Annotated in this window: 11 protein-coding genes; 4 read left to right on the forward strand and 7 right to left on the reverse strand. The window is 64.3% G+C overall.

The features are described from left to right. Positions 1 to 24: 24 nt before the first annotated feature. The 3 genes from Q0309_RS17540 to Q0309_RS17550 all read left to right on the forward strand — a co-directional run bounded on the left by Q0309_RS17540 (position 25) and on the right by Q0309_RS17550 (position 4,167). Entirely contained in the window at positions 25 to 1,386 is a 1,362-nt protein-coding gene (locus Q0309_RS17540) for an ABC transporter substrate-binding protein (protein WP_299444388.1), read from the forward strand. A 14-nt stretch (positions 1,387 to 1,400) separates the two neighbouring features. Then, the gene (locus tag Q0309_RS17545; RefSeq protein ID WP_299444391.1) at positions 1,401 to 2,849 is read left to right on the forward strand and encodes an ATP-binding protein; all 1,449 of its coding nucleotides are present in this window, start codon (positions 1,401 to 1,403) and stop codon (positions 2,847 to 2,849) included. Positions 2,850 to 3,174: 325 nt separating this feature from the next. Continuing rightward, positions 3,175 to 4,167: a hypothetical protein gene (locus tag Q0309_RS17550; RefSeq protein ID WP_299444394.1), complete on the forward strand. Its 993-nt coding sequence runs from the start codon at positions 3,175 to 3,177 to the stop codon at positions 4,165 to 4,167. Positions 4,168 to 4,299: 132 nt separating this feature from the next. On the opposite strand, the gene serA is transcribed toward Q0309_RS17550, so the two are convergent. Together serA and Q0309_RS17560 are read right to left on the reverse strand one after the other, a co-directional pair. Then, on the reverse strand, positions 4,300 to 5,877 hold the full coding sequence (gene serA / locus Q0309_RS17555; RefSeq protein ID WP_299444397.1) for a phosphoglycerate dehydrogenase: 1,578 nt from the start codon (positions 5,875 to 5,877) through the stop codon (positions 4,300 to 4,302). A gap of 96 nt (positions 5,878 to 5,973) precedes the next feature. Continuing rightward, the gene (locus Q0309_RS17560) at positions 5,974 to 7,146 is read right to left on the reverse strand and encodes a phosphoserine transaminase (RefSeq protein ID WP_299444400.1); all 1,173 of its coding nucleotides are present in this window, start codon (positions 7,144 to 7,146) and stop codon (positions 5,974 to 5,976) included. Between the two features lie 380 nt (positions 7,147 to 7,526). Between Q0309_RS17560 and Q0309_RS17565 the strand changes: the two genes are divergently transcribed. After that, the gene (locus Q0309_RS17565) at positions 7,527 to 8,666 is read left to right on the forward strand and encodes a hypothetical protein (RefSeq protein WP_299444403.1); all 1,140 of its coding nucleotides are present in this window, start codon (positions 7,527 to 7,529) and stop codon (positions 8,664 to 8,666) included. Between the two features lie 6 nt (positions 8,667 to 8,672). Here the strand turns inward: Q0309_RS17565 and Q0309_RS17570 are convergent, their stop codons facing one another. The 5 genes from Q0309_RS17570 to Q0309_RS17590 all read right to left on the reverse strand — a co-directional run bounded on the left by Q0309_RS17570 (position 8,673) and on the right by Q0309_RS17590 (position 11,592). Beyond that, positions 8,673 to 9,380, reverse strand: coding sequence for an LrgB family protein (locus tag Q0309_RS17570; RefSeq protein ID WP_299444405.1), 708 nt, complete (start codon positions 9,378 to 9,380; stop codon positions 8,673 to 8,675). Next, positions 9,377 to 9,736: a CidA/LrgA family protein gene (locus Q0309_RS17575; protein ID WP_299444407.1), complete on the reverse strand. Its 360-nt coding sequence runs from the start codon at positions 9,734 to 9,736 to the stop codon at positions 9,377 to 9,379. The genes Q0309_RS17570 and Q0309_RS17575 overlap by 4 nt, the downstream gene beginning before the upstream one ends. A 14-nt stretch (positions 9,737 to 9,750) precedes the next feature. Beyond that, complete coding sequence (locus Q0309_RS17580; RefSeq protein ID WP_299444409.1) at positions 9,751 to 10,095, reverse strand: tRNA-binding protein; 345 nt, start codon at positions 10,093 to 10,095, stop codon at positions 9,751 to 9,753. Between the two features lie 61 nt (positions 10,096 to 10,156). After that, complete coding sequence (locus Q0309_RS17585; protein WP_299444411.1) at positions 10,157 to 11,110, reverse strand: glutathione S-transferase family protein; 954 nt, start codon at positions 11,108 to 11,110, stop codon at positions 10,157 to 10,159. Positions 11,111 to 11,238: 128 nt separating this feature from the next. Beyond that, the gene (locus Q0309_RS17590; protein WP_299444413.1) at positions 11,239 to 11,592 is read right to left on the reverse strand and encodes a PilZ domain-containing protein; all 354 of its coding nucleotides are present in this window, start codon (positions 11,590 to 11,592) and stop codon (positions 11,239 to 11,241) included. Positions 11,593 to 11,771 lie beyond the last annotated feature (179 nt).

Genomic DNA, 11,771 nt, shown 5'->3' on the forward strand with positions numbered 1-11,771 from the left:
GAAAGGTCCGGTAAAAGGATTAACATGCGATTTGGAAGGCCGCGCGGCGATCAGAAACGGGTGTTCGTGGCCGGCACGATCGTGTCGTTGTGCGTGCTTGCACTCCTTGTTGTTGTCGGCATGACCGTCGCCGAGGGGGGCGGCGATGAGGACGGTGGCCGGGTCCGAATCACGGTGCAGATGTTCGAGGGGCCGGAGTCGGCGGCCATGGTTCCGACCGCGCGTTATTGGAACACGCATTACGCCGACACAACGGGCATCGAGGTGGAAACCACGGCGCTCAACCGGGTCGGATACTTCGACAAGCTGGAAATCGGTCTGATCTCCGGCCGCGATACGCCGGACATCGTGCACCCGTTCTCGCTGCATCTGGGGCGGATCGATCGCTACCTGGAACCGCTCGACGGCTACCTTGCCGAGCGCGAGGTCATGACGGCGCCCGACGGGAGCCGCTTGTCCCTGGACTCCCTGCTGCCGATCGCCCTGGACGCGGTGCGCCACCCGGACGGCCGGACCTACATGATCCCGACCGACATGAGCCAGTTTCTGCTGTACTACCGGAAGGACCTGATCGCCGATCCGCCGGACACCTGGGCCGACTACGAAGCCCTCGCCAAGCAGTTCACCCGCGCCCTCAACCCTGACTCGCCGACCCGCTACGGGACCATCATGCAGGGGAAGTATGAGGTGTGGACCTTCTGCGCGGCGCTGCAAAACATCTGGTCTGCCGGGGTCGATGTGTTTGCGCCCATGACCCGGGACGACCGGGCGCGCCTGCAAGAAAGCCTGCGCACGTTCGAAACCCTGGCCCGCGATGGGGTTCTGCCACCGGAATCGGCGTTCGCCGAATACCCGCAAGTGGCTGCCACGATCCAGCGCGGCGAGGTCGCCATGGCCATCCAGTGGAACGCCTTCTACCCGGTCCTGATGGATGAGGAGCGGTCCCCTAAGGTCCACGACAGGTTCGAGATCGCGCCGCCGCCCGGGGTCCGGACCGCCGACGGGACGGTGACGCGGGCCAACTACATGCACACCATCAATCTGGCCATCAATCGCGCCTCGGCGCACAAGAGGGCGGCGGCGCGCTTCCTGACCTGGGCGACCCTGGGCGAGGGCGCGGCGATCTACGCCCGCGCCGGCGGGGCGCCGCCCGTCAAGAGCATCTGGCACAACGTCGAAAGGAGCGACTACTACCCGCGACTGCTCCGATGGCTGAACGCCTTCGGCCGCACCACACCGGCCCACCCCCGCCTGCCCGAGATGATGATGGTCGGGTCCGGATGGATCCAGCGCATCATGGTCGGCAACGCGACGGCAGAACAGGCGGCGATGGGCCTTCACCTGGACCTGCAGCGCGCGCGCTTCGCGGCCGAACCGGTCCCCTGAGGGCGGTTCGTCCAATGATGACACCAAAAGAACTGTTAAACCTCGTGCTGACCGATCGGAGCGGGGTCAGGTATTTCCGGGCCATCGTCTTTTCGGTGGTCGCGCCATTCCTTCTGGTGGTGCTGACCGTCGCCCTGGCCACCTTTTCCGTTTTGACCATCGAGGATGTGCAGGACAATTCCCAGCGCGCGATTTCGACCTGGTACAAACTGGACTCGGCGACCCGGCGCCATTTTTCCATTCACGACCCCGAAATCACGCACGACGCGTGGGTGCGGCAGCTCGACGCGTTTGACAGGGTTCTCGGCGATCTGCGATCGGGCGACCAGAATTGGGTTCTCGGCGAGGATCTGGCCGAGCGGACGGATCGGCTCTACCAAGCCTGGCTGGCCACGAAAGCGAAACTTCTCGAAGGTGACGCGTTGTTCGAGGACATCGTCGCCAGCGACGCGGGCCGGACGCTGTCGGCGCTGAGCTATTCCGAGGTGGTCCGGGGCGCGGCGAAGCCGGAGGCCACCCCCGGCATTCCGATCGACCAACTCTGGCTGATCGTGCGCCTTGAGGACAGCCTGACCGACCTCAACGTCATCGGTGATGTGTTCGAAGACATCCTCACGCGGACCGGCGAGGACATCACGCAGCGCGTGGCAGTGATGTGGCAGTTCATTGCGCTGTTTTCGCTCGTCGCCACCATTTCCATCGTTTTTTTGGCCCTGTTCTCGGCCGCCGTCTTCACCCGGGACCAGAGGGAAACAGAACAGGCATTGCGTCATTCCTTGGACGACCTGCAGAAGTTCGCCTACGTGGCCTCGCACGATCTCCGCGAACCGTTGCGCATGGTGGCGAGCTACATCCAACTGCTCGAGCGCAGACTCGGCGCCGCCCTGACAGCCGAGACCAGGGAGTACATGGGCTTCATCTTCGAGGGCGCGAAACGCATGGACGCCCTCCTGACGGACCTCCTCACCTTTACCCGGATCGACGCGGCGTCTCGGCCGACCGGTGACGCGGAGTCGGAAGACGCTCTTGAGGACGCGCTGGACAACCTGGGGGCCGCCATCAAGGAAACCGGCGCCCTCATCACCTACGCCGGGCTGCCGTCGGTGCTCGCCAACCAACAGCACCTGACGCAGGTGTTCCAGAACCTCGTCGGCAACAGCCTGAAGTATCGCCGGCCCGACCGCGTGCCCGAGGTGGCGATCTCCGCCACTGTCGAGAAAGGCACCGCGACGTTCCGGGTCGCCGACAACGGCATCGGCGTGGAGCCGCAGTACCACGACCGGGTCTTCGAGATCTTCCAGCGGCTGCACAGCCGCGATCAGTACGAGGGCACGGGGATCGGCCTGGCCATCTGCAAGCGGATCGTGGAACGGCACGGCGGGCGCATCTGGATCGAAAGCACCCTCGGCAACGGTGCCACGGTCTGCTTCACGTTGCCCGCCAGCGCCGCATTGAGCCGTTGACGTGTCCTGTTTGACCCGCCAGGCAGGCTAAACGGGACGGGGTCGCCGGCCCGCCGTACCACGAAGCTGTAGGCCGGGATGACGGTGTGGCCTTCCACCGTCGCCGAGAACTCCTGGGCGTCGCTCTGGGCGACGGCCGGCGCGGCACAACCGAGGCACAGGGTGGCGGTGGCCACGCCACCGAGCAGGGAAGCATAAGACCGCATGAGGACCCTCCCAATTTGAGAACGAGGAGGTCCAATAGGGGGCAATCCGTTCCACCCTGATGACGCTCGGGTGACGGATTGCTGAAACTGCGAGAAAGGTACAAGGCGGCTGATGATACTTGGCGGTAAGCAACGTTCCTTCCCGCAAAACAACCATCGCCTTGGGCGGCATCAATATAGGGTTGACAACGCGTATTGAGAATGCAAGCATTATCCATAGCTTGTCAAACGGAGGTTTTGTGATGTTGTACAATTTTGTTTTGGTGTCACTTATTTTTTTTGGCATAGCGATAATTGCTTTTTCCTTTAGAAACGGAAAATCTAGTAGTATTTTTGTCGCCATTGGAACCGTTACGATGGCGATAATGGCCGTTGTTGGCGGCCTTTCTTTTTATGATATTCAAAGAGATAAGTATATTCTAGATATGGCGAATCTACTGATGCCTTCAATCGATGTCAAAGATGGCAGTATGCGGTTTGTTGAGAACCCAAGGTCCGTTGTATTTGAGATCCACAATTTAGGTAATTTCCCAATTTCTGTTCAGATCTCCGGATTCACTTTGAGTGTTGTGCAGTTCTCTGAACAAGGGCGCGCTAATGACCATAAGTTTTACGTTGGGATGCGAAGCGCCCCCGAAGGCCAGGGATACGAGAGAATTACCAATACAGACAGTGGCGAAAAATATATAGTAGGAGCACATGATTCTGTTCTTATTACTCAGAGAATTGTGGGAGATGCATTCAATGAGTCAGGAAGAATGGAGAAGGAGGATGTTTATTGCTTCTATGCCGTTGTAACAGGAAAAACTATGGTGCCTGAAACCGTAAGAAATATGACCAGTAAGCTGTACGATAAAATTGAAAGATCTCTTGACGCAACGACAACTTTTGCGATAAATTATACAAGAACATGCGAGCGCATTAAAGATCTTGATTCTGTTCGCAACTTTTGCATAAGAAATATGATTTCTCTTAGAAATAATTCATTATATTTCGCTTCTTCAGCCGGAATAGCGGCAGAAGATATTATGCGCGATTTTTTCCCACGTTCGCTGTACCATGATCTTGAAATGTCGTCTGCCTTAAAAGATTATTTGTCGCCTTATCAATGAAAGAGAATAAACCCCTATAAGAACTAAAGCTAAGGAAACCCCAAAACCCTGCGAAGTCGTTAACTGCCAAACGAGAACGCATTCGGTGGGCTTCAGGATTTCCCCTTAGGTTCATGCCTTCCAAACGGGGGCCTAAAACCGCAGCGGCTTGGCCTGCACCACGTGCGGCAGGGCGCGCACCGCCTCCAGGCCCTCGGCGGGCACCGGGCCGTCCACCTGCACCAGGCAGATGGCCTGGCCCCCGGCGTCCGTCCGGCCCAGGTGGAACGAGGCGATGTTGACGCCGGCGTCGCCGATGGCGGTGCCCAGGCTACCGATGAAGCCGGGCTTGTCCTCGTTGACCAGGTACAGCATGTCCGGCCCCAACTCCGCCTCGACGGCGATGTCGTTGATGCGCACGATGCGCGGCAGGGAATCGCCGAACAGGGTGCCCTCGACGCTGCGGGTCTGGCGCTCGGTGGTGACCTCCAGCCGGATCAGGCTGTGGTAGTCGCGGCAGCTTTCGCTCTTGGTGACCTTGACCTCGATGCCGCGCTCGCGGGCGATGACCGGCGCACTGACCATGTTGACGGATTCGAGCAGGGGCGACAGCAGGCCCTGCAGCATCGTCGACGTCAGAGGGCGGGTGTTCAGGCTGGCGACGTCGCCCTGGTACTCGATGCGCACGGACTTCAGGCCGCTTTCGGTGATCTGACCGGCGAAGCCGCCCAGTTGCGTGCACAGTTTCATGTAGGGGCGCAGGCGCGGCGCCTCCTCGGCCGTGACCGCCGGCATGTTGAGCGCGTTGGTGACGGCGCCGGTCAGCAGGTAGTCGCTGATCTGCTCGGCCACCTGCAGGGCCACGTTTTCCTGCGCTTCGCTGGTCGAGGCGCCCAGGTGCGGCGTGCAGACCACGTTCTCGTGGCCGAACAGGGGATGCTCCTTGGCCGGCTCGGTCTCGAACACGTCCAGCGCCGCGCCCGCGACGTGGCCGCTGTCAAGCGCGTCCTTCAGCGCCGCCTCGTCGATCAGGCCGCCGCGCGCGCAGTTGATGATGCGCACCCCGGGTTTCATGCGGCCGATGGCCTCGGCGCTGAGGATGTTGCGGGTCTTGTCGGTCAGCGGGGTATGCAGGCTGATGATGTCGGCGCGGCGGATCAGGTCGTCCAGTTCGACCTTCTCGACACCCAGGTCGACGGCGCGTTCCGGCGACAGGAACGGGTCGTAGGCGATCACCTTCATGCGCAGGCCGACGGCCCGCTCGGCGACGATGGAGCCGATGTTGCCGCAGCCGATAAGGCCCAGGGTCTTGCCGGTCAGCTCGGCGCCCATGAACTTGCTCTTTTCCCACTTGCCGGCGTGGGTCGACGCGTTGGCCTGCGGAATCTGGCGGGCCAGCGCGAACATCATGGCGATGGCGTGCTCGGCGGTGGTGATGGCATTGCCGTAGGGCGTGTTCATGACCACCACGCCCTTCTGCGTGGCGGCGGGAATGTCGACGTTGTCGACACCGATGCCGGCGCGGCCGACCACCTTCAGGTTGGTGGCGGCGTCGAGCACCTCCTGGGTGACCTTGGTCGCCGAGCGGATGGCCAAGCCATCGTAGTCGCCGATGATGGCGATCAGCTCCTCGGGCTTCAACCCGGTCTTGACGTCCACCTCGATGCCGCGCCCCTTGAAGATATCAACCGCGCGCGGGCTGAGTTTGTCGCTCACCAGCACCTTGGGCATGGTGAAGTCCTTTCGGTTCGGGGGCATGGTGGCGGGTGTCAGGATCGGCCACCCGCCTTCGTCATGCCGCTGGGATTTGGGAATACGGAACCGGGATCAGGCGCTGGCCATCTCCGCCTGAACGGTCGCCGCCGCCCAGTCGAGCCAGGGCAGCAGGGCCTCCATGTCGTCGGTCTCGACCGTCGCCCCACCCCACAGCCGCAGGCCGGCCGGCGCATCGCGGTAGGCGCCGACGTCAAAGGCCACGCCTTCTTCGTCCAGCAGGGCCACCATGCGCTTGGCGGCCTTGGCCTGGGCGTCCTCGGGCAGGGCGGTGAACCAGTCGGCCACGACCTTCAGGCAGATCGACGTGGAGGAGCGCGACGCCGGATCGCCGGCCAGGAAATCCACCCAGTCGGTGCGGGTGACCCAGTCCTCGACGGCCGTCAGGTTGGCTCGGGTCCGCGCCATCAGCGCCGGCAGGCCGCCGATCTGCTCGGCCCAGTTCAGGGCATCCAGCGCGTCCTCGACCGCCAGCATGGACGGCGTATTGATGGTCTCGCCCTTGAAGATGCCCTCGTTGAGCTTGCCGCCCTTGGTCATGCGGAAGATCTTCGGCAGCGGCCACGGCGGGGTGTATGACTCCAGGCGCTCGACCGCGCGCGGCGACAGGATCAGCACGCCGTGCTGGGCCTCGCCGCCCAGCACCTTCTGCCAGGAGTACGTCGTCACGTCGAGCTTGTCCCACGGCAGGTCCATGGCGAAGGCCGCCGAGGTGGCGTCGCAGATGGTCAGGCCGTCGCGGTCGGCCGGGATCCAGTCGCCATTCGGCACGCACACGCCAGAGGTCGTGCCGTTCCAGGTGAACACCACGTCGCGGTTGAAATCGACCCGCGACAGGTCCGGCAGCGCGCCGTAGGGCGCATCCAGCGTCCGGGTGTCGGACAGCTTGAGCTGCTTGACGACGTCGGTCACCCAGCCGGCGCCGAAGCTTTCCCAGGCCAGCAGGTCGACGCCGCGCGCGCCGAACATCGACCACAGCGCCATTTCGACGGCGCCGGTGTCGGAGGCCGGGACGATGCCGATGCGGTAGTCGTCGGGCAGGCCGAGCAGCGCGCGGCTCTTGGCCATCACGTCGTTGATGCGCGCCTTGCCGGGCTTGGAGCGGTGCGAGCGGCCCACCAGGGCGTCGGCCAGGGCGGTGGGATACCAGCCGGGGCGCTTGGCGCAGGGACCAGAGGAGAAATTGGGGTTCGACGGCCGGGTGGCCGGTTTCTGCGGTGCGGTCATGTTGCCTCCCTTCCTTGCAGAAGGGCTGCGACCCGTTGGGGGGTCGTGGCCCGCCGACGGTCATAGGCCCCGGGCGGGGTGGGGTCAACAGGGAAAGGGGCGCGGCCGGTGCCGTGCGGCTCGGTCTCTGCTCTGACGCGGCCACCGTTGCATGATCGCCGGTGACAGGGGAGCACCTCAGTCGAAAATTGTCAAAATATGCGCACCGGTATCAGCGCTTGGAAAAGTTAAATTCCACACATTTCGTGCAGGAAAATGACATACATAAATCGTTTCTATCGTCTTTAACTTTGATTGGGTTGCCATGACTCTTCTTACTTATTACGTCCCGTTGGTTGGAAAGACGCTTACACCACGCAAACCCTGTAGGGAGGCACACTATGGCGATCGAGATCAGCAACGGAGTCTACCAGCTCGTCGGCGATACCGAGGGCTGGGACGGCGCCGCACAGCAGGTCATCGGCAGCCCGGGGAACAACGTCATCACGGTCGACGGAGGCTCGGCCTTCGGCGCCGCTGGATCAGACCAGGTCACGGTGCGAAACGGCGGCGCCTATGGGACACCGCCCGCCCTGGCCGGCGGTCCCGGCGACGATCTGGTTGTGCTTGAGTCCATGGCCGCAAACCAGATCGTCGCCTTCATCAAGGGCGACGGCGACCTCCGGCAAAGCGGCCAGGCCGGTGCCGATCACTACGTCATCGGCGCCAGCGTCATCGGCGATCCACCGGACAACACAATCGACATCGTCGACCTCCGTGTGCCGTCGGTGTTGGACGACTTCGCCCGCATTATCCAGATCACGGATTTCGAGCCGCAGGATACGCTGACCATTGGCGGCATTGGCGCCGGATCGGTGCAGGCTGCGGCCCGCGTGCCCCTGTACGACCCGGTGGTCGGGGTGGACCAGCTCGGTCTCGGCACCTTCCTCAACTTCGGCGATGTGGGCGTGCAGATTCTGCCGGCGGACGGCCAGCATCCGCTCAGCACCACCGAGGACTTTGACGACAGCATCGACTTCGAGGGCGGCGACGGCCTGCCGACCTTTGCCGATGGGCCGGACGATCTGCCGCAGGAGGTCCAGGACGCGATCTATCGCTTCTACAATGAAGCGACAGGCACGCACTTCTACTCGGGGACCTTCGACGAAGCGCAGGACGTTGCCACAGACTACCTTCAATTCGATTACGAAGGCGTCGCCTATCAAAGCACACCGGAATCGGACCCCGACTCCACGCCGCTGTTCCGTTTCTATAACACCAGCACCGGCACGCACTTCTACACCACCAGCGAGACGGAGCGGGCGCGCGTGAACGAGACCCTACCGCAATTCAATGATGAAGGCGTGGCCTACCACGTCCACGAGGACCCCGACAGCAACGACGTGGCCCTGCATCGGTTCTACAATACGCAAACCCAAACCCATTTCTACACGGCTAGCGAGACCGAAAAGGACTCGGTCGTCGACGCCAACAACACCTTCACCTACGAAGGCGTGGTCGGCTACGTCGACCCGGCGTAAGGCCCCTCACCACACCAGCGGCAACAGCACCGCCGTCAGCACGCCGGCCAGGCCCATGGCCAGGCTGGCGTGGGCGCCGGTCTCCGGGCTTTCGTTGAAGGCCCGGGCGGTGCCGATGCCGTGCGCGGCGGCGCCCAGGGCGATGCCGCGCGCCTTCGGGTCGCGCACCTTCAGCAGGGTCAGCAGCGGTGGCCCCAGCACGGCACCGAGAATCCCGGTCAGGATCACCAGCACGGCGGTCAGCGACGGCAGGCCGCCGATGCGTTCGCTGATGCCCATGGCGATGGGCGTGGTCACCGCCTTCGGCGCCACGGACGCTACCGAGACGTCCTCGGCGCCGAACAACACGGCGAGGCCGACGGCGCCCAGCGAGGCCACCACCACCGACACCGGCAGGGCCAGGGCGATGCCGTGCCAACTCTGCCGCAGCGTCCCCAGCGCCCGGTACAGCGGCACCGCCAGCGCCACCGTCGCCGGGCCGAGCAGCACGTGGACGAACTGCGCGCCCTCGAAATAGCGGTCATAGGGAATGCCGGTGGCCCACAGCACCCCGGCCAGCACGATCACCGACCACAGCACCGGATTGGCCAGCGGATGCATCGCTAGGCGCCGGTACACCCGGTCTGCGGCCAGATACGCCACGATGGTCAGGGTCAGGCCGAACAGCGGGTCGCGCGCCAGATAGACCCAGATGTCGGACAGATCGTCGATCATGGCCGCCGCTCCAGCCGCACCATCAGGACCCCGCCGGCCGCGATGGCCGCCAGGGTGCTGCCGATCAGCGCCACGGCCAGCGGCACCGCCTCGGTGGCCAGCAGGGACAGGTGGGTCATCACGCCCACGCCGGCCGGCACGAACAGCAGCGACAGATGGCCCAGCAAGGCCGACGTCACCCGCTCCAGCCCCTCCGGCACCGCCTCGGCCGCGCGCCCCCAGGCACCGCGCGCGCCCAGCGCCAGCAGCAGCCCGAGCATCCCGATCACCGGCCCCGGCACGGGCAGGCCCAGGGCGTGGCGCACGGCCTCCCCCGCCAACTGGAACACCAACAAAAGCGCGAGCCAGGGGAGCACCACTCACCTCGCCGTCAGTGCATCCGCCCGCCCAGGGGCACGTCCTGGTCGGGGCCGAGCAGCACCACCTTGCCCTCGGCGTCGGTGAAGCCGAGCACCAGGCACTCGCTCTTGAACGGGCCGATCTGCTTGGGCGGGAAGTTGACGACCGCCGCGACCTGCCGGCCAACCAGGGTCTCCGGCGTGTAGTGCTCGGTGATCTGGGCGGACGAGCGGCGCTCGCCGATCTCCGGGCCGAAGTCGATGCGCAACTTATAGGCCGGCTTGCGTGCCTCGGGGAACGGCTCGGCGGACAGCACGCGCCCGACGCGGACATCCACCTTCAGGAAATCGTCAAACGTGATGGTTTCGCCTGCCACAACGGTCGCCCTCTGCTGCCCGACTCCGACGCGCGGATCAGACAGGGCCGGGGCGCGGCCGTCAAGCCGCCCTCAGCCGCTCCCGCCCGTGCGGCGTCATGTAGTCCACCACCGGCCCCAGCGGCACGATGCCGGTCGGATTGATGGTCCCGTGGCTGCCGTAGTAGTGGGTCTTGATGTGCGTCATGTCCACGGTCGCCGCCACACCCGGCACCTGGTACAGCTCGCGCAAGTATCCGGCGATGTGCGGATAGTCCTCGATGCGCCGCAGGTTGCACTTGAAGTGCCCATGATAGACGGCGTCGAAGCGGATCAGGGTGGTGAAGGCGCGCCAGTCGGCCTCGGTGAGGACCTCGCCGGCCAGATAGCGGTGCGTCGCCAACAGGCGGTCGAGAGCGTCGAGTGTTTCGAACAGCGCGACGACGGCCTCCTCGTAGGCCTCTTGGGTGGTGGCGAATCCGGCCTTGTAGACGCCGTTGTTGAGCGTGTCATAGAGCCACGCATTCACCTCGTCGATGCGCGGGCGCAGCGCCTGGGGGCAGAAATCCGGTCCCGACGCCAGATCGCCGCAGCCGTGATTGAACATGCGGATGATGTCGGCGCTTTCGTTGCTGACGATGGTGCCGGTCGTTCGATCCCACAGCACGGGCACGGTGACCCGGCCTGTATAGTCCGGTTTGGCGCGCGTATAGATCTCGTGCAGATACCGGGCGCCGTTGACCGGGTCGGCCCCTTCGGGCAGCTCCCAGCCGTTCTCCAGCATCAGCGGATCGACGACCGACACGGACACCGCGTCCTCCAACCCCTTCAGGACCCGGAAGATCAGGGTGCGGTGCGCCCACGGGCACGCCAGCGAGACATAGAGATGATACCGCCCAGCCTCGGCGGGAAAGCGGGTCGACCCGTCGGCCGAGACCCAATCCCGGAACGCGCTGTCCTGGCGCTGGAACCGGCCCCCGGTGGAGCGCGTGTCGTACCACTGGTCGTGCCAGACGCCATCAATCAACAGGCCCATGGAGTGCGGCCTCCTCACCGAGTCGAAACGGGGCCGAGTCGCAACGGATCGCTCCCGGTCACGTGGAGACCCACCGCCGGCGGGGCAAGAGGCGCGCCGCGTCGCCCGGCGTTCTGCGCGTTCTGCGTTCAGTGCGCCAGCGGTTCGAGATCGGCGCCCTTGGCCTGGCCGCCCTCCTGCTCTTGCTGCAGAAGACGGCGCTCCAGACGCTCCAGAAGGATGATCTGGCGTTCGTCCTCGATCAGGAACCGGAACGCCACGTGGTCGTCGCCCACGCGCGCGACCTTCGCCCTGAAGCGCCCCAGCGAGCGCACGTAAATGATCGCCTCGTCACCAGCCTCTGGCTTCAGGTCCGTGGTCACGGCGGCACCGGATCCGGAAATGTCTCGCAACGGACAGCGGACGTCATAGTCCGAGTCCAGAATGAGTGTGGCCTCTTCCGACAGATGCCAGCGCGGCAAGTCGCGGCGGTCGTGATCCATGGCGCGTGCTCCGTTCCCCGATGTCGGTCCGCGGTATCATGGCGATTCAGCCCCGTGTGGACGGGCGCCCCCCGAGATGATTGTCCGCCCGACACTTCGCCCTCGCAATAAGAATCGGCCACGCCCGCCGGCAGAACGCGACCCAAGTCCCCGCACCTCCGCACAGCCCCCCGCACGCG

This window comes from uncultured Rhodospira sp. (assembly GCF_937138205.1).
In the GTDB taxonomy this organism is placed as follows: domain Bacteria; phylum Pseudomonadota; class Alphaproteobacteria; order Rhodospirillales; family Rhodospirillaceae; genus Rhodospira.

Bases quoted from the DNA above. Each gene is read 5' to 3' on its own strand.
- Q0309_RS17540 (WP_299444388.1), top strand. From the start codon at position 25: ATGCGATTTGGAAGGCCGCGCGGCGATCAGAAACGGGTGTTCGTGGCC.
- Q0309_RS17545 (WP_299444391.1), top strand. From the start codon at position 1,401: ATGATGACACCAAAAGAACTGTTAAACCTCGTGCTGACCGATCGGAGC.
- serA (WP_299444397.1), bottom strand. From the start codon at position 5,877: ATGCCCAAGGTGCTGGTGAGCGACAAACTCAGCCCGCGCGCGGTTGAT.
- Q0309_RS17560 (WP_299444400.1), bottom strand. From the start codon at position 7,146: ATGACCGCACCGCAGAAACCGGCCACCCGGCCGTCGAACCCCAATTTC.
- Q0309_RS17565 (WP_299444403.1), top strand. From the start codon at position 7,527: ATGGCGATCGAGATCAGCAACGGAGTCTACCAGCTCGTCGGCGATACC.
- Q0309_RS17570 (WP_299444405.1), bottom strand. From the start codon at position 9,380: ATGATCGACGATCTGTCCGACATCTGGGTCTATCTGGCGCGCGACCCG.
- Q0309_RS17585 (WP_299444411.1), bottom strand. From the start codon at position 11,110: ATGGGCCTGTTGATTGATGGCGTCTGGCACGACCAGTGGTACGACACG.
- Q0309_RS17590 (WP_299444413.1), bottom strand. From the start codon at position 11,592: ATGGATCACGACCGCCGCGACTTGCCGCGCTGGCATCTGTCGGAAGAG.